General features: G+C 45.2%; 9 protein-coding genes. 5 read left to right on the forward strand and 4 right to left on the reverse strand.

What is annotated here, in order from left to right; all coding sequences use genetic code 11:
- Nucleotide 1 precedes the first annotated feature (1 nt).
- On the forward strand, nucleotides 2-2182 hold the full coding sequence (recQ, locus tag EHV08_RS10705) for a DNA helicase RecQ (protein WP_126679256.1): 2181 nt from the start codon (nucleotides 2-4) through the stop codon (nucleotides 2180-2182).
- 1 nt (nucleotide 2183) lies between these two features.
- Nucleotides 2184-3440, forward strand: a complete 1257-nt coding sequence (locus tag EHV08_RS10710) for an acyloxyacyl hydrolase (protein WP_238988074.1) — start codon at nucleotides 2184-2186, stop codon at nucleotides 3438-3440.
- A 133-nt stretch (nucleotides 3441-3573) separates the two neighbouring features.
- On the opposite strand, the gene clpB is transcribed toward EHV08_RS10710, so the two are convergent.
- Nucleotides 3574-6174 (reverse strand): ATP-dependent chaperone ClpB, encoded by a 2601-nt coding sequence (gene clpB, locus EHV08_RS10715; RefSeq protein ID WP_126679257.1) that lies wholly within the window; start codon nucleotides 6172-6174, stop codon nucleotides 3574-3576.
- A 256-nt stretch (nucleotides 6175-6430) separates the two neighbouring features.
- Here clpB and EHV08_RS10720 point away from each other — a divergent pair, with 256 nt between their 5' ends.
- Nucleotides 6431-7174: a helix-turn-helix domain-containing protein gene (locus EHV08_RS10720; RefSeq protein ID WP_126679258.1), complete on the forward strand. Its 744-nt coding sequence runs from the start codon at nucleotides 6431-6433 to the stop codon at nucleotides 7172-7174.
- 385 nt (nucleotides 7175-7559) lie between these two features.
- Here the strand turns inward: EHV08_RS10720 and EHV08_RS10725 are convergent, their stop codons facing one another.
- Nucleotides 7560-8324, reverse strand: a complete 765-nt coding sequence (locus EHV08_RS10725; protein ID WP_126679259.1) for a hypothetical protein — start codon at nucleotides 8322-8324, stop codon at nucleotides 7560-7562.
- 826 nt (nucleotides 8325-9150) lie between these two features.
- Nucleotides 9151-11256 carry a prolyl oligopeptidase family serine peptidase gene (locus EHV08_RS10730; RefSeq protein ID WP_126679260.1) on the reverse strand — a complete coding sequence of 702 codons (2106 nt, stop codon included), beginning with the start codon at nucleotides 11254-11256 and terminating at the stop codon, nucleotides 9151-9153.
- A 342-nt stretch (nucleotides 11257-11598) separates the two neighbouring features.
- On the opposite strand from EHV08_RS10730, the gene EHV08_RS10735 reads away from it, so the two are divergent.
- On the forward strand, nucleotides 11599-13626 hold the full coding sequence (locus tag EHV08_RS10735) for a TonB-dependent receptor (protein WP_126679261.1): 2028 nt from the start codon (nucleotides 11599-11601) through the stop codon (nucleotides 13624-13626).
- 70 nt (nucleotides 13627-13696) lie between these two features.
- Here the strand turns inward: EHV08_RS10735 and bcp are convergent, their stop codons facing one another.
- Nucleotides 13697-14149 carry a thioredoxin-dependent thiol peroxidase gene (gene bcp, locus EHV08_RS10740; RefSeq protein WP_126679262.1) on the reverse strand — a complete coding sequence of 151 codons (453 nt, stop codon included), beginning with the start codon at nucleotides 14147-14149 and terminating at the stop codon, nucleotides 13697-13699.
- Between the two features lie 238 nt (nucleotides 14150-14387).
- On the opposite strand from bcp, the gene EHV08_RS10745 reads away from it, so the two are divergent.
- Nucleotides 14388-19892: an alpha-2-macroglobulin family protein gene (locus tag EHV08_RS10745; RefSeq protein ID WP_158676084.1), complete on the forward strand. Its 5505-nt coding sequence runs from the start codon at nucleotides 14388-14390 to the stop codon at nucleotides 19890-19892.

Below are 19892 nucleotides of genomic sequence, written 5' to 3' on the forward strand. Positions count from 1 at the left end.
TATGAAAGAAGTTAACCTTATTGAACCGCTGAAGACATATTTCGGCTTTGACACTTTCAAGGGAGACCAAGAGGCGATTATCCGCAACCTGCTCAATGGCAAAGATGCGTTCGTGCTGATGCCAACAGGAGGAGGAAAGTCCTTGTGCTATCAGTTGCCATCGCTCATAATGGGCGGCACGGCGATTGTAATATCACCGTTGATAGCATTGATGAAAAATCAGGTTGACGTGATAAACGGTCTGAGCGAGGAGGACGGAATGGCTCATTACATCAATTCTTCGCTTAATAAATCGGCCATAGATCTCGTAAAGAACGACATAAAGAACGGCAAGACTAAACTTCTTTACGTTGCTCCGGAGTCGTTGACCAAGGATGAGTATGTGGAATTTCTGCGCAGTGTGGAGATCTCATTCTATGCGATAGATGAGGCGCATTGCATTTCGGAGTGGGGGCACGACTTCCGTCCGGAGTACAGAAACATACGTCCGATAATAAATAAGATAGGCCGTGCACCGATAATTGCACTCACTGCAACTGCCACCGACAAGGTTAGAACAGACATAAAGAAGAGTCTCGGTATCGTTGATGCTGCCGAGTTCAAGAGTTCTTTCAATCGTCCAAATCTCTATTATGAGGTAAGACCGAAGGTGAGCGAGGAGGCAACGAACATGCAGATAGTGAAGTTCGTTAAGCAGCATGCCGGAAAGAGCGGAATAATATATTGTCTCTCGAGGAAAAAAGTGGAAGAATTGGCCGCGATACTCTGTGCTAACGATATAAAGGCAGCACCTTATCATGCCGGTCTCGACAGTGCCACGCGCTCGCAGACACAGGACGATTTCCTCATGCAGGACATTCATGTCATCGTGGCAACGATTGCATTCGGTATGGGAATTGACAAACCCGACGTGCGTTTCGTTATACACTACGACATACCTAAGAGCCTCGAAGGATATTATCAGGAGACCGGACGTGCCGGACGTGATGGCGGAGAGGGGCTTTGTATCGTCTTTTACAGCAACAAAGACTTGAAGAAACTCGAGAAGTTCATGGAGAACAAGTCCGTGGCCGAGCAGGACATCGGCAGACAACTGTTGCAAGAGACAGCCGCATACGCGGAGTCTTCGGTGTGTCGTAGGAAGATGTTGCTGCACTATTTCGGTGAGGAGTATGAGCGTGAGAACTGTGGCAGTTGCGACAACTGTCTGCATCCGAAGGTCAAGATAGAGGCTCAGAACGCTCTTCAGATAGTACTTACCTCCGTGGCTGCGGTGAAAGAGAATTTCATGCAAGACTATATAATAGACTTTGTGAAAGGACGTCCCACCGACGACATCGTGTCTCACAAACATCACGAACTGGAATGTTTCGGTGCAGGAGAAGATGAAGACCCGAAGATATGGAACCCTGTGATACGCCAAGCAATCATTGCCGGCTACATGAGAAAAGACGTTGAGAACTACGGACTGCTGAAACTTACATCCGAAGGAAAGAAATTCATCAAGAAACCGAAGCCGTTCCAGATCGTATTGGACAATGAATTCAACTTTGTCGAGGACGATACCGTAAGCGAGGGACACGGTGGTGCGCTGGATCCGGTGCTATATAAGATGCTCGTAGAACTGCGCCGCGACGTGTCGAAACGTGTCGGTCTGCCGCCATACGTAATATTTATGGATGCTTCGCTTGAGCAAATGTCGTGCGTATATCCCATAACGCTTGAAGAGTTGCAGAACATTCAGGGTGTTGGGGCAGGCAAGGCACGCAAGTTCGGAAAACCTTTCGTGGAACTGATAAAGAAACACTGTGAGGAGAATGACATCGAACGACCGGAGGATTTGCGCATTCGTACCGTTGCCAAGAAGTCCATGCTGAAAGTGAAAATAATACAAAGCATTGACTTGCAGATGGCACTTGACGATATTGCCAACGCCCAAGGAATCGATTTTGACGAACTGCTTGACGAGGTGGATGCTATCGTATATAGCGGCACGAAACTCAATATCGACTATTTCCTTGAAGAAGTAATGGACGAAGAGCATATTGAAGACATATACGACTATTTCATGGAGAGTGAAACAGACGACCTTAAAGTGGCCATGAAAGAACTCGGTAACGAATACGAAGAGGATGAGGTGCGCCTTGTACGCGTGAAATTCCTTTCTGAAAAGGCCAACTGATATGTCCCGATTTGTCAGGATATTGACCTCGCTTTTGCTTATACCGATGCTCGCCGAAGCAACGGAACGTGACTCTCTGCGCCATTTTGGTGCAGAGATTTCTGTCAGTAGCGGAACGGTGTTGTCGATAGACGATTATCAGAAGAAGTTCATGCGTGAAGATGGTACGGCCTCATTCGGTGCTGCTCTTACATATAGTGCATTGCCGAAAGACAGCGATGCCTTCGCCGCAGATTATGGTTATCCGTCGTTCTCGTTCGGATTGCGTTACAGCGATCATCATCGAGTGCGCATGCAACGCGTCAAAGACCCTGAATGGGGGCAGTATGTGCCGGCCGATTACAAGTCTCGCCTTGGAAATATAGTCACTGCATACGCTACGTTCAATCGTCCTTTGTTGCGCACCCGACGTTGGGAAATAGACTATATGATAAGCATGGGCGTTGGCTATTCTCATCGCAAATGGAACAATCGGGATGCCATAGACAATCTGCTCATCGGTTCGCGATGGCTGGTTTATTTCGGTGCCGGATTTCATTGCACATATCGTGTGATGCCGAAGTGGGGCATACGTGCCGGCATAGACTATTATCATCACAGCAATGGTTCGATGAATATGCCTAACAAGGGTGCCAATGTCTTCGGACCTGCTGTCGGACTGGTTTATTATCCTTATTACAATGAGGTGGTGGAACATCGCAACGACTACCGCCCTGAACCTTTCAAACGTTATTTTTACTTGAATTTCTCGGCATCTGTCGGCATAAAGGCTCTCAATGAGGAGTTCCAACTCACACAGTTCTACACCTCTCCCGATTCGCCCGATTATTGCAAAAACCATTTCAATAGGTATGTCACATGGTCGGCTCAGGCAGACTTGATGTGTCGTTATGCACGCCGTTGGGCGTCAGGCATCGGCTTTGATGTCTTCTATGGGCGTTATGCCGATGACTTAAAAGAGATGGAGAAGAATTGGCAACAGGCCGACAAGTACAGTCGTTGGTCTGTGGGCATCGCCGCGAAGCATGAAGTTTTCTATCGGCAATTATCGATAGCAATGAGCATCGGTTGGTATCTTTATCGCAACATGGGGCTTAAACCCAAGGCTTTGGAGCAGCCATATTATGAGCGTATCGGTCTTTACTACACGTTCTCGAACTTTGGCAACGTGCGTCTTGGCTTCAACGTCAAGGCACATCTCACCCGTGCCGATTACACAGAAATGTGCGTGTCCGTGCCGATTAGGCTTACTAATTGACAAGGTTTTCATTCCCAATCTTCTTGGAGAATGCAACTCACGAAAAATTTACGGTCATTTACGTCTAAAAAAGTTTAGCGTAAATGACCGTAATTTTGTTTTTATTCCGCAACGGAGTATGTTTCCATTGCTCCTATTCCTTGTCTGATGCGTTCCTCAATATCAGTTCCTTGCCATTGCTGTCTATCACGATAGGCTTTTCGCGATTCACTTCTCCGGCGAGCAAGCGTTTCGAGAGGTCGTTTAGAACATACCGCTGAATGGCACGTTTCACAGGTCGTGCACCAAATTCCGGATCGAACCCGACACCGGCGAGGAAACTTACGCCCTCTTGTGTCATCTCGAGACGAATGTCTTGTTCGGCAAGCATCTTCTGTACCACACCAATTTGAAGTCTCACCACATCTGTGATTTCTTCCTTGGTCAGAGGCAAGAACATTATCGTTTCGTCTATACGGTTTAGGAATTCCGGTCGTATGGTCTTTTTCAACATCTCCATTACCGTTTTCTTCGTCCTTTCAGTAACCTCGTCACGGTTCGCTTCGGTCATGTTCTCAAACTCGCTCTGTATGTATTGAGAGCCGAGGTTTGAGGTCATTATTATTATGGTGTTCTTGAAGTTCACCGTCCGCCCCTTGTTATCAGTGAGTCTGCCGTCATCGAGCACTTGCAGCAGGATGTTGAAAACATCGGGGTGAGCCTTCTCTATCTCATCGAAGAGAACCACCGAATAAGGCTTGCGACGCACCGCCTCTGTGAGTTGTCCGCCCTCGTCATAGCCCACATATCCCGGAGGAGCACCGATGAGGCGGCTCACGCTGAACTTCTCCTGATATTCCGACATGTCTATACGTGTCATCATCTGTTCGTCGTTGAACAGATATTCGGCCAAAGCCTTTGCCAGTTCGGTCTTTCCAACGCCTGTCGTTCCCATGAAAATGAACGATGCTATGGGGCGTTTCGGGTCTTGAAGACCGGCACGGCTGCGGCGCACGGCATCGCTCACGGCTGTGATGGCCTCGTTCTGTCCTATCACGCGGCGGTGCAGTTCCTCTTCAAGATGCAGCAGTTTCTCGCGTTCGCTCTGTAGCATTCTCGTTACAGGAATACCCGTCCAGCGGCTCACCACTTCAGCAATGTCATCGGCCGTAACCTCCTCTCTCACCATACGGTTGTCCCCCTGATTTGCCAGTTGCTGCGTCAAATTGTTTATCTCGTCATCCAATGCCTTCAGTTTGCTGTATCTTATCTCAGCCACCCGGGCATAGTCGCCTTCGCGCTCGGCACGCTCGGCTTCGAACTTCAGTTGCTCAATCTGCTGCTTGTTCTGTTGTATCTTGTTTACCAAAGCCTTCTCGCTCTCCCATTTCGCACGTGCATGATTCTCCTGTTCGCGCAGTTCTGCGATTTCCTTGTCGAGCAATGCCAGTTTCGGTTCGTCGTTCTCCCGCTTTATCGCCTCGCGTTCTATCTCCAATTGCTTCAGTTGTCGCATGGTGTCGTCAAGTTCTTCAGGCACCGAGTCGCGTTCCATACGCAGTTTTGCGGCAGCCTCGTCCATCAGGTCTATCGCCTTGTCGGGCAGGAAACGGTCGCTGATATAACGTTCCGACAGTTTCACCGCTGCTATGCAGGCATCGTCTTGTATGCGCACTTTGTGGTGATTCTCGTACCGTTCTTTCAGTCCTCGTAATATACTTATTGCCGACAGTTCGTCCGGTTCGTCAACCATTACCGTCTGGAAACGTCTTTCCAAAGCCTTGTCTTTTTCGAAATATTTCTGGTATTCGTTGAGCGTTGTGGCACCTATCGAGCGCAGTTCACCACGTGCGAGTGCCGGTTTCAAGATGTTTGCGGCATCCATTGCGCCCTCTCCTCCGCCTGCTCCCACGAGCGTGTGAATCTCGTCAATGAAAAGAATTATGCGTCCCTCGCTTTTCGTAACCTCGTTGATTACACTCTTCAGACGCTCCTCGAACTCACCCTTATATTTCGCACCGGCCAGCAATGCACCCATGTCAAGACTATAAAGTTGTTTGTCCTTGAGGTTCTCCGGCACGTCACCGCGAACTATTCGTTCGGCAAGTCCCTCCACGATGGCGGTCTTTCCCGTACCCGGTTCGCCGATAAGCACAGGGTTGTTCTTTGTTCTTCGCGACAGAATTTGCAGCACACGGCGAATTTCCTCATCGCGTCCTATCACCGGGTCGAGTTTCCCCGCACGTGCATCTTCCACCAGATTTTTTGCATACTTGCTGAGACTCTGATAGTTGTCTTCGGCCGATCTGCTGTTCACCTTCTCTCCTTTGCGCAGTTCTTCGATAGCCTTGCGCGTGTCTTTCTCGTTCATTCCCGCATCTTTCAGTATGCGTGAGGCGGTGCAGTCCACGCTTAGCAGTGCGAGAATTATCGGCTCCACGCTTACAAATTCATCGCCCATTTTCTTCGAAATTTCCTCCGCTTTCACCAGAACCATGTTCGTGTCGTTGCTCAGATACGGTTGTCCGCCCTGCACTCGCGGTTGGTGACTCAGTTCGCTGTCCACGAGTTGCTCCACATGCGCACCGTTCACACCGGTCTTTTGGAACAAGAAGGTGGTGATGTCTTTTGCTTTTGTGAGCAAACCCTTTAGCAGATGAGTCGGTTCAAGCGTCTGTTGTCCTGCACGTTGTGTGATGTTCATCGCTTCCTGAACAGTCTCTTGTGCTTTGATTGTGAAATTGTCAAGTGTCATAATTATCTCCTTTCTTTTAAGTTTCTGTTATCATAAGTTCAAATGATGTGCCCTAATCAATTTTCTGACAATTTGGCATTATTGTGTGAAATATTGTCATGCTTATTCCGATTTAGCACAAAATGGCGACCAAAATCGCCCATTTTGTCGACCAATTTGGGCGATTTTGCTTTGTAATTTCGCCCATTTTGCAAACTATTTCGTATCTTTGCACCATAACAAACAGCATTAACGGCTAACCTAAAGTACAGATATAATGAAACGATGGCATTCCGTATTGATATTTGCCGTGCTCCTCGTGTCGAGTATTGCGGCAAGCGTTGGTAGTTATAATGATGCCAACAAGCGTGCCGAGCGCGATTTGAACGAGGCTCTCAGTCTGGCCTTGGCCATGCAGCAGTCAACAGTAATCACTCCCGATACTGTGGCTCTGTTCCGCAGCAATATCCCACAGGCCGAACTGCGACAGTCGAGCAAGATAGTGGTATGTTCTGCCGAGCACGACCGCATGGCCTATCGTGCCGAATGTTCTGTGGCGGCAATATGGAGCATCAGCGACCAACGTCTCTCCGCTCTTCTCGCTTTTGCGTCATTGCTTTGGGGGCTTGGTTGCGCTCTTCATTTTTTCTTACGTGGTGAGCGGATGTTGGTCGGTATGAATTCGGTGATTGCCGATGTGTCGCAACAAACGACGTTCAATGCCAAACAAAAAAGTACAGGTCTTGTGTTGAACGAAAATAACGGTGTTTTTTATGATGCGGCAGGTCGTGAAGTTACTTTCACCCCAATGCAACATCAACTGATGACACTCTTTTATGAATCGGAAGACGGCTTGCTCACAAAGACTGATATCTGCAATGCGCTTTGGCCAAAGAAAGAAGATGCCTCGGAAACGCTTTATACATTGATAAAACGACTTAAACCGGTCGTTGAGAAACGCTCCAATCTGCAAATAGAAAGTTTGCGTGGGCGTGCCTATCGTCTGATTGTTCGGAACTGATTCTTAATCCATTATTTCTGATTTAGTGGCAAATGATATTGCTTTCTCGCAAAGCACACTTGTTTTTGCATTGTATTCATAGTCTATACTTTTGCTCAACCTGCACTGCATAAGGTGGAGATGCCCGAGGTTTCGCAGTAAGTATCTCGCTCGATATGGATGCATACTATAAAAATATCTTGATGAAATGTGATGGAATACATACTCCTATCTATGTTATACACAATCGTAGAAAATGATATACGCGAGTTCGGAATAAGAACTCGCGTATAAATCGTAAAAACAAGTATTTCCGTCACTTGCCACTATTTGAATATCTCTGTCTTTGATTGGTTATCAGGTCACAACCCCTATCATTCCCTATTGACAGGCTTGCTTCTTGAATTTATTTGCGCACCGGGCGCACTAAGTACCCAAAGCAACGAGACTCTTGTGAAATGAAGGATTTAACAATATTGAGGTTAAGGTATTCACACTTAGAACTGTTGTTTGTATCAATCGACTTCGACATGTAGAACCCCACGTTACCTGCACTTAAGATTTCGGAGTCTTTGCGGAAGCCGGCGACAGGCATAAAGATTTTATTATTGTTACGCCGACTTTTTATCTCAAAGCCTTTTTTATCGTTGTCATTTATCCACGCCCAATTACATTCAGATATAAGTTCTTGTAATTCATCTTTGGTCGGTGTACGCCATGGCTTTCCGAGTTTGACGGTGGCTACGTCATCCACGTCTTCAAGGGTTTCCTTGTTGTCACCGATGAACTCATATAAGGATCGTAATTTCTTGTACCAGTCAGCACCGGTCTGATTGTCTTTAACGGTGTACTTGTTGATGTGTTTCCAGTCGGCTTCTCCCTCTTTCATCCACTTGTAAGTACTCCAATCGTATTTTTCTTTGCTCTTGGTTTCTCCCCAAGCGTAGTAGTCGCCATATTCCTTTGGCTGCTTGGCACCAATGTTGCAGGTAGCCCATTTCGTGCCGCTGGGCAGACCGAGATCCACGTATTCGACTGTATCGGGATTGGGCTTTGAATCATCGTCATCACCCGAGCAGGCGGTGAATACTACGCTCATCATCATCACTACTGCTGCGAGTGCAAGCATCTTGCATGTCACATTTAGTTTCTCATTTTTTTTAGTTTTCATTACTTTTTGTTTTTAATGGTTAAACATTTATTGTTGATAGTTCTCCACACATCATTACAGGTTCTCTGTTTACATGGGTACTGAAGAGAGAGTTGAGAGTTTGGTTATTCTTTTGAAACTCCTTCCAATACGTTTCCTCTGGAATAATGATGACGCAATGGCCACTTTCCAAGGGCATAGAGCACTTTACCTTCGTTTCCGACTGCTAAATCTTCGAACCAAGTCCTTGTTCGCGATTTCGGGTATGGGGGCAAACTCATCTTTGCGGGAATTCAATTCAGAGTTGACCATTACCTAAATGTGCCCCAAGCGTTACAAGCAATCTTACAAAAAGTTCAGAAATGTCCACTGCTGTTATTGTTAGTGATACACCTTTCTTTCTTTTTCTTGATGCTACTCAGTCATTGTTTCGCCTTTTATTGTTGCAAAGTTATATGATTTTTCCCAAACAGACTTGCTCTAATCGGACAAAAACTTGCTCAAATCTGACATTTTTATTTTTGCCGACTTGCTCTAATCGGACATACAGTATCTTCAATGTCGCTGAAACAGAGCATAAAGCACATAAAAACATCGATATTTTTCTGTCCAAGCATAAGAACGGTTGTTTTCTTTGATAGTCGAGCAAGTTGTTTGTATTTCTATCGATGGCGTAGCGGGCTACGTCAAGATGTAATGGTTGCGCAGATGCTAATTTCCTTTCAAAGGCAAATGAAAAGAGCCATATCAGCACTTTTATACAAAGTTTGATATGGCTCTTTTATGGTGAATAGTTACAATTAGTAACTGTTTGGAGTGTTCATATTAGAGTTTTGATACACCCTTATTATTTAAATTTCATACCTAAGTGTTTCATAATGAAACCGTAGATGTCGGCTTGTTCTTCCAATTGTTTTGCCAATGGTTTGCCGCTACCGTGCCCTGCCTTACTGTCGATACGGATGAGAACAGGAGCAGTGCCGCCTTGACAATCTTGCAAGGTTGCTGCAAATTTGAACGAGTGTGCGGGCACTACACGGTCGTCGTGGTCGGCGGTTGTTACGAGTGTTGCAGGGTAGTTAACGCCTTTCTTCAGATTGTGCAGTGGCGAATAGGCGTACAAGTATTCGAACATTTCCTTGCTGTCTTCGCTTGTGCCGTAGTCAGGTGCCCAGTTCCAACCGATGGTGAACTTGTGGTAGCGCAGCATATCCATTACGCCCACTTGCGGAATGCAGACTTTAAACAGGTCGGGGCGTTGTGTCATACATGCACCAATGAGGAGTCCGCCGTTGCTGCCGCCCATAATTGCAATGTGATCCTTGCTTGTGAAATTGTTTGTGATGAGCCATTCGGCAGACGAAATAAAGTCGTCGAACACGTTTTGCTTCTGCATTTTTGTACCAGCAGTGTGCCATTCTTCGCCATATTCGCTACCACCACGCAGATTAACCTGTGCGTAGATGCCGCCATTTTCGAGGAATGGTATGCGCATTGACGAGAAATTTGGAGGCAACGACACGTTGAAACCACCATATCCATATATCAGTACGGGGTTCTTGCCATTTAATTTCAAGTTCTTTTTGTGTGTTAGGAACATCGGGATCTTCGTTCCGTCCTTACTGATAAAGAACACTTGTTGGGTGATATATTTATCGAGGTCGAACTTAACCTTCGGTGCAGCGTATAAAGTACTCTTGTTTTCGGCGATGTCGTATTGGTAGATGCTGTTCGGAACTGTGAACGAAGAGAAACCGTAAAAACATTCTTTCTGTCCGCGTTTGCTACTGAAATAAGCGCGTCCTACGGTAGGCAGTTTTATTTCGTTTAGTTGTTTGCCGTCTGTAGAATATATATATAGGTGGGTAGCGGCATCTTGATTGTATGTAAGCACGAGTTTATCATCGGCAAACTGCACATCCTCGAGCACGCTTTTGTTTTCAGCGATGAGTTCTTTCCAGTCGTTAAAGCCCGGCTTGTGTATGTCGGCGACCATTACTCGACCACGTGGTGCACCATCGTTTGTGAGCAGATAGATGTTATCTCCGATGGTTTCGATGGGGCTGTACTGCAAGTCCATGTTGGAAGTCATCTGTATGAACTGTGAGTTTGGTACACGAAGGTCGCGCACATATAAGTTCATGCCCGAACCGGCACCACTCTCATACAGGAACATTATGGTTTCGTCCTTGTTCACCGACACCGAATAGAAGCGTAGCGGGTGAACAGGATTTTGGTAGAACAACACGTCGTCGCTCTGCTTTGTGCCTATTTTGTGGTAGTAAACCTTGTGCACCTCGTTCTTGGAACTGAACTCCTTGCCCTTTTCGGGAGCATCGTAGGCACTGTAATAGAAGCCGTTACCGCACCATTGCGGACCACCAAACTTCGCCCATTCTATGTGGTCGGTCAGCAGTTCGCCCGTTGCAACGTCCATTACATATATTTCCTGCCAATCGCTTCCGCTGCGCGATATGACGTAAGCCATATACTTTCCGTCCTTCGAGAAGGATGTGTTTTGCAGTGCCACGGTGCCGTCGTCACTCAGTTTGTTAGGGTCGAGAAACTCGTGGAGCGTTCCGTTCAAGTCGTCCATTTGATATAGCACACTTTGGTTCTGCAGTCCGTTGTTCTTATAGACATACCATTTGCCGTTCTTTTTGAACGGCGTGCCTACCTTTTCGAAGTCTGCAACCTCTTTCAGGCGTTTCAACAGTTTTGCACGGAATGGTATTTTCGCCAAGTAAGCGTTGGTTACTTTGTTTTCAGCCTCTACCCATGCCGTTGTTTCTTGGCTGCGGTCGGCTTCCAAGGGGCGATAAGGGTCAGAAACTTCCACGCCGAAATACGTGTCCACAGTGCCGTCTTTCGGTGCTTTCGGATAGATAATGCTTTGTGCACTCATTGTTGCTGCTGTCAGTGCGAGTGCCGACAATACGATAATTTTTTTCATTCTGTTATTAGGTTTATGTTATTTCTATTTTTCAATCGCTACAAAGATACTAATATTTTTTGAATTTATAAATTCAATAAGGGAATGATGGTGATTGTAGTTTGATTACCGATTTGGGATTTATCCCGGAGTTCTCATATTATTTCATATCCTTAATGCTTGTGCCACAAAAGTACACAGAACTACATTCATATCCAAACAAATCTGATAAAATCTGACTAAGTTGTATAATAATAAAGGTGTGATATGTCAGTCTGTCACTCAAATGTCAGCCAAATGTCAGTGAATGTCTGTCAATGGTTTGCGTGAAAGGCCATATCTTTGCGGAAAAATTGCAAAGATATGAAAAAGTTTTTTATTCTGTTATTTTTAGTTATGGCATCTATGACAGCCTCCGCACAAGTAGAGGGAGGCGAGATAGGTGAGGTTACGGTTAGCGGAAGGCGTGCGACAGATAAGCGCGATGGTAAATGGATTTATCCCTCGGAGGAAGAACTGCGCAGTTCGAGCAACGGTTATTCTTTGCTTCAGAAACTGTCATTGCCGGGTATTCACGTCGATGTGTTGAAGCGCGGAATAAGTTCCGTTGACAATAGAGGAGAAGTCGGTTTACGTATAAATGGTGTACCTGCAACACAGCAAGACATGCTGGCGCTTGACATGAATGCCGTTATGAGGATTGAGTATATCGACCGTCCCGGTTTGCGCTATGGCGAGAACGTGGTGTATGTGATAAACATTATTACGAAAAGAGCAAGAAGCGGCTATGTATTAGGCACCGAACAGGACTACGACCTTATGATGCGTAATCTTTCTGAGAATGTCTTCGCACGTATGAATATAGGAAAGAGTGAATTCGGTGCAAATTATACCTTTGGGTATTCCGACATGAAAGGAGTAATGACAAAAGAGACTGCCGATTATGTGTTGAATGACGGTACGGTGAAAACAATAATAAGGCAAGACTTGGAAAACAGAAACAGAAATGCGAGCCATTCCGCCCAACTGTCATATAGTATCTCCGACACATCGTATGTGTTGCAATCGCGACTGTCATACTATGACATACGTAGCAGGATATACAGAAAAAGAATGTTGGACAACGGAATACTTCCCACGGATAAACGTTCGATAGGCGATTCCCGATACTCAACATTCGACATATATTATCATCGTGACTTCAAACGCCATCAGAACATTACGGCAAGTGCGGTAGTGACGAATATCGACAGTGACGGTGAAGAATATGATGATGAGGTAACACCTTATATATATAATGTTGATGGTAGGGTGTGGTCGTTGAAGAGTGAGGCCATTTATGAGAATATTCTGAAACCGTTCACCATAGACTTAGGTATGCAATATAACCGAAAACTTACAGACAACAGATATACAGGCGATGCCTCGGCACGCTCGCTGTTCAGAAGTTCGGAGCAATATCTTTATGGACAGATAAGCGGTAGTCTGGCACGTTTGCAATATACCGTCGGCATAGGTGGCAGCAACAGATATTACCGGCAGGGGAAACACAGCAACCATCATTTCGTGCTGCGCCCGAAAGTAGATATTGCTTATCCGCTTTGGGAAGGTTGGCAGTTGAGTTACACTTTCGACTGCAATCAACATATGTCACAGATTGCTGTTATCAATGATGTGGCGTTGCGCACCAATTCGATGGAGATGGTGGTGGGCAATCCCGACCTGAAACCTAACAGGGTGATAGAGCATGTGTTGCGACTGACGGTAAGCAAACCGCGACTAATGGCAATGCTGCAAGGTTATGCGAAACTGAACCCTAACAGCAATATGCGCCGAACAATACGCACGGCAGACAATATCTTCATCGACACACAGACCAATCAACCCCACTGCAACTTGCTTATGGGCATGGCATACGCACGCTATGACATCATACCACATAAACTCGTGGCTTCAGCGAGTGCACAGATTTTCGAATGCGACAATAAAGGCGACGACTATCGTCATCGTTACACATCGTTCATGGGAGTGGCTTCGCTGAATGCGTATCTCGGCAAATGGACACTGACGGCATACGCCGAAACGGGCTTCAGGTGGATGGAAGGTGAAACACGAGGGCGCAATGGTGTCGAGGCGCAGTTTGTTGCCGGCTACCGGACGGGACCGTTGACACTGTCGCTCAACTGCCGTAATCCGTTCCGTGCCCATCCGATGATTCACCGTGCAGAAAAAATGAACGTAAACCTGCACAAGATAACCACAATACGTGATGCCGATGCAGGGAATTATGTCAGTCTGAGTGTCGCGCTGAAACTGCAGCATGGCAGAAAATACCTCGACATCCGGCGCAGAATAAATCTTAAAGACCGAGATGCCGGGATATTGAAATAAAAAACGCCGCGCCTGTTCGAGCCTCATCGAACAGGCGCGGCATATCTCATTTTCGGGAATATCAGGGTGTCTATTTGCCCAATATCTGCTCCCCGTGAATCTTTGTTTTAATCTCCTTAGGAAGGAAAATTCGTTCGATGATGCCTTCCTCGTTGATTATGAAAGTGGTGCGAAACGTGCCGAAATACTTTCTGCCGTACATGCTTTTCTCGCCCCACACTCCGAATTTCTCGTTCAGAGATTTGTCGGTATCGGCAATCAGGTTGAAAGGAAGTTGGTTTTTCTCAATGAATTTCAAGTGCGATTTCTCGTCCTGAATGCTCACTCCCACCACCTCATATCCTTGTTTGCGCAGTTCGGTGTAGTTGTCGCGCAGCGAACACGCCTCCGCCGTACATCCGCTTGTACTGTCTTTAGGATAGAAATACAGTACGAGTTTGCGCCCGGCAAAGTCTGCCAGTCTGATTTCATTACCGTTTTGGTCGCGTCCCAGAATTTCCGGTGCTTTGTCTCCGATGTTCATTTCTTTTCTGTTTTTAAGTGAATTTTATGTTTGTATAGTCACAATGATGTTTTGCCGTGACTTAAAATGTAAATGCAAAGATAAGGATTTTTCTTGATACTTCATAACGTTCATAAAAAACTTATAAACAAGTTTTGTGATGTGCAATATTTTATATACCTTTGCATTATACGTATAAACACGTAAATTTATGAAAAAATCAATCTTGTTGACGATCGTCGTATTATTTGTTCTACCAATGTTCGTATTCGGTCAGAGTTATAATTCTTTATGGAAAGTTGTTGAGAATGAACTTGAGAAAGATCTTCCGCAGAGCGCAATTTCCGCGCTCGACAAGGTAATCGCCAAGGCTTCGCGTGAAAAATCCTATGGCAATCTGCTCAAGGCGCAGATAATGAGGTCGGGGCTTGTCACGGAAGTGAACCCCGATTCTGCCGATGTGGAGATAGAGAAATTCAAAAATGCAGCCCTTATGGCGGAGAAGAGCGACCCTGCTCTTGCTGCCGTATATTATTGTGCGCTCGGCAATTTTTATAAGGAGGCATATAGATATAATGCTGAAGAATTTGCGAAATCGCGTGAATATTATGCCAAGGCACTGGCAAATCCTGATTTGCTGGCACGGCATAAAGCGTCAGAGATGGAACCGCTCACAGTGAAGGGCGTTGACAGTAAGTATTTCAATCATGACCTTCTGAGCATAATAGGTTTCGAAGCGGGAGACATGAAGACATTGAATGAGTATTATGATTCGCATGGAAACCGTGAGGCCGCATTCCTGTCTGCTTTGGAAATGATAACCTGGGAGCATGCTGATATTGAAAGTTATGCTCTTGGAGCGGGCTTAAGGAGGTTTTATGACAATGAAAAGATAACCCTTCTTGATTCATTGATTGCCCGTTATGGCGACCTTGAGGTCTGTGGTGCGGCCGCAGTGCTTCGTGGGAAAGAACATTTTGATAGCGATAAAGCCGAATATGATTTTCTTCGTGATGCCATAAACAGATGGGGTAATTGGAAGGGAGCGAATGAGTTGCGCAATATGCTCACAGAAATAACTACCCCAAGATTCACAGTCCGTTCACATTATAATATTATATATCCGAACAAACCTTTCGATTTGGTTTTTGATATGCGCAATCTGCGAGGGTTGACGGCGCGTATTTATCGTATTGACATTTCTCCGGAAGAATACAAAGATGTTATAGATGAATTGGATGAGTGTGATGTGCTTAATAAGTATGATGAGACATTGGCTTTTGAAAAGACTCTGACATACAACGAAAGGCCTCCATACGAGTATTTCGAAGATACACTCTCCGTTGATGGATTGTCTGCCGGTATATATATAATGGAGGTGGAGACTCCGGAAATGGGAAAGAAAAAGGCTTATTATAGTTTCAATGTGACAAGTCTTACATACGTATCGTTGGGATTGCCAAACAAGAATATAAGGTTTGTTGTTCTCGATCGTGAAAGTGGTCAGCCTGTGCAAAATGCGAAAGTTGCTATTTCAGATAAGTATGAAGACGACGAATCATACAATTATTACACGACAGACGAGAAGGGCGAGGTGATAATTTCTGATATTCCCGAAGAAGCGTATGTCGGCATGTCAACAGAGAATGAGAATGCCTTTCCGATAAAAGAACTCAATCAATATGAGTTCATTGATTACAAAGCACCGTGGGATAGAACGCTCATGGAGATTTATACCGACCGTTCGATATACCGACCGGGGCAGACAGTGCATGTGGCAACTCTTGCCTATACGGTAAAGAATGGTGATGAGTCGAAGGTGTTGAACGACACGCCTTTCGTGCTTGAACTGCGAAATGCGAATGGAGAAGTGATAGGAGAAAAGGCATTGACTACCGATGAGTTCGGTATGGCTTCTACCGATTTCGTGCTGCCTTCGTCAGGACTTACGGGGCATTTCTATCTCCGTTCAAAAGAGTTTAATACAAATCATGTAATAAGGGTGGAAGAATATAAACGCCCGACGTTCGAGGTGGAGTTTGATGATTATAAACAAGGATATAAGATTGGCGACACCATAATGGTTAAAGGACGCGCCAAGAGTTATGCAGGAGTGCCGGTGCAAGGTGCAAAGGTTTCATACAACGTGAAGCGCAGGCAGGCATGGTGGGGCTGGTGGCGCAACTATAATGAGGACGAAGTGAAACTTGCTGAAGGTCAAATAGTGGCTGACGATAATGGTGAATTTGAAATCCCTTTGGCTTTCATCTATCCGGAAGGAAGTGAAAATGTGTATAGTTACATCGTAAGTGCCAAAGTTACTGATGCTGCGGGCGAGTCGCACGAGGGTGACATTTCAATGTCTGTTGGTTCTAAGGAGTTCTATTTCAACTTCAATCTTCCGGAAAAGGAACTTAAAGAGAAACTGAACAGTGTGGTGTTCTCTTTATACAATGCCGCAGGAAACAAACTGGAGGGAGACGTGAAATATACCATAGACGGAAAAAATGCCAAGATGGTGAAGGCAAACGAAACGATAAAACTCGACCTTACGTCGCTGGCTTCCGGAAAACACGTAATGGAAGCAGAATGTAAAGGGGAGGTAAGGATGCGCGAATTCATTATATTCTCGATTGATGACAAGACACCTTATGAAGAAACACACGACTGGTTCTATACCACAGACAATACTTTCCCGAGAGATGACAAGACGGTGGGCGTGATGGTAGGTTCGTCTGACGAGAATGTACACGTGCTTTACACCATTATATCCGAGAATAAAGTACTTGAAAGCGGAACAATGGCGTTGAGCAATGCAATAAATACACGTAAGTTCTCATATAAAGATGAGTATGGTACGGGCATCTTGTTGAACTATGTATGGGTGAAGAATGGTGAGGCATATATGCACAGCCATAGAATAAGCAAACCTTTACCGGTGAAAGATCTTAACGTGAAATGGACAACTTTCCGCGACAGACTTACGCCGGGACAGAAAGAAGAATGGACGCTGAGTGTGCAAAAACCTGACGGAAAGTCAGCCCGTGCACAACTGATGGCAACGATGTATGACAAGAGTCTCGAACAAATAGCACCATACTATATGAGGCTTCCGCTACCATTTGTAAGAAATGCATCACACACTCAATGGAAGTACCCATATATATCATCGTTCTTATTCTCGTATGGGTTGGATAAAAGCCTACTTGAATTTGAAGAATTGTCGTTCTCTGTTTTTGAAGAATTGTCATTAGGAGGAATAAGACATTCCGGCAGATATGTTGAATTGACAAGAAGCGGCATGCGTAGAACGATGCCGGCATTGAGTGCGAACTATAAGGAAGAGGTCTCGGAAGAAATCCTAATGGACATAGTTCCGATGGTAAAAGAAGAAAGATCATCGGAAGAGAATAAAGAAATAGAGCAGAAGAAATATAAAGAAGAAAAGCAGGAGGAAGATAAAGAAGAAAAGAAAAAAGGAGAGAAGACGGTTTCGGTGCGTGAGAATTTCAACGAAACAGCATTCTTCTTTCCAATGCTTATAACCGACTCTAAAGGTAACGTGAGTCTGAAATTCACATTGCCGGAAAGCGTAACGACATGGAAAGTGAGAGGGCTTGCTCACGATAAGGAAATGAATTACGGCACTTTCAGCGGATCTGCGGTTGCAAAGAAGAAAGTAATGGTTCAGCCAAATATACCGCGATTTGTACGTATGGGTGACAAATCCACGGTCTCAACAAGAATTTTCAATACGTCAGAAAAGAACGTTGCAGGAGAGGTAACGATGCAACTTCTCGACCCGGAAACGGAGGAGGTGGTTGTAGAAAGTACGCAAAAATTCAGTGTTGAAGCCGGAAAAACTGGCTCGGCAACATTTGTTTTCGAACCGGAGAGAGAGTTGAAAGTAAAAGACCTCTCACTGTTGATATGCCGCATAACGGCATCAGGCAAGGGATTCAGCGATGGCGAGCAGCACTATCTGCCAATTCTGCCCTCTAATGAAATGGTAATAAATACCCTGCCTATAACGCAGCATAAACCCGGAAAATTGAATATCGACCTTGCTAATATGATACCTTCGGGTAAGGATATAAGTAATCGGAAATATACTCTCGAATATACAAATAATCCGGCGTGGCTGATGATACAGTCGATACCGTTCGTAGGTAACGTGAATGAGAATAACGCAATTTCTCTTGCTGCTTCTTATTACGCCAACTCTCTCGGCTTGTCTATTATGAAGCAATCGCCTAATATTGAAAAAGTATTCAAAGAGTGGCAAAAGGAAGCAGGCAATGAAAAGTCGCTCGCATCACAATTGGAGAAAAACCAAGACCTGAAAACTCTTGTACTTGACGAGACACCGTGGGTGGCCGATGCCAAAAATGAGAGTGAGAGGAAGCGTGAGATAGCACGATTCTTTGATGATAAAGACATAAATCAACGACTCGAAAAGGCCATTTACGGTCTGAAAGTGTTGCAAAACTCAGATGGTTCTTTCTCTTGGTGGAAAGGTATGAGGGGGTCGCCATATATGACAGCCGAGGTGGTTGAGTTGCTCACGCGTCTCAATGTACTTATTGGTTCGCAGAAAAATACTGCTCACATTCTCGCTCTTGCCAACGATTATCTTAGCAATATCGTTATAGAAAAGGTGAAGGAATTAAAAAAAATGGAAAAGGAAGGCAAGCCGGTAATCATCAATGACTATTATGCACTGCAATGGGCATATATGAATCTGGTTTCCGGTGTGGAACTCACTCAGGAAGAGAAAGAAGCAAAAGACTATATTATAAATTATCTGAGCAAGCAGAAACTGTCGGAAAGCATTTATGCAAAGGCATTTATGGCTGTTGTGCTTGCCAAGGACGGACAGACGGAAAAGGCGGCAGAATATATAAAGAGTCTTAAGGAATATACTGTTTATAACGAAGAGAAAGGCAGATACTATGAGACTCCGCGCGCTCATTACAGTTGGTTTGATTATCGCATACCGACACAGACAGCAGTGATAGAAGCATTGCAAATTGTGGCACCGGATGACAAACAAACCATTGAAGAGATGCGCCGATGGCTGCTGACAGAGAAACACACGCAGGCTTGGGATACTTATATAAACAGTGTCAATGCCGTGTTCGCATTCCTTTATGGTAACAATAAGGCTATTGAAGGACGAGAAATGACTACTTTTACGGTAGATAACCATAATATAAGTACGTCGAAAGAAACTGCCGGACTGGGATATGTGAAGACCGTGATTGATGCAGAGACTCCAAAACAACTTGAGATTTCGAAGACTTCGGAGGGCACATCATGGGGAGCGGTATATGCACAGTTCATGCAACCGGCAACCGATATTGCCGAGACTTCTTCCGGATTGACGGTGAAACGCGAACTTGTCACTGCCGAAGATAAAAAGATAGATAATTTGCACACTCTGAAAGTTGGTGACAAGGTGAAAGTGCGCATAACGATAAAAGCCGATCGTGATTATGATTTCGTGCAGTTGATTGATAAGAGAGCAGCATGTCTTGAACCTATAAACCAACTTAGCGGTTATCATTGGGGATATTACATCGCTCCAAAAGATTACACTACGAATTATTACTTCGACAGTATGGCGAAAGGAACGTATGTGGTTGAGGCAGAATATTATATAGACCGTGCCGGTGAATATACCACCGGTACATGTACGGTGCAATGTGCTTACTCGCCGGAGTTCTTCGGGCGAAGCAAGGCATTCACAATAACAGTGAAATAA

It is taken from the genome of Prevotella koreensis (assembly GCF_003977605.1).
GTDB classification, from domain to species: Bacteria; Bacteroidota; Bacteroidia; order Bacteroidales; family Bacteroidaceae; genus Prevotella; species Prevotella koreensis.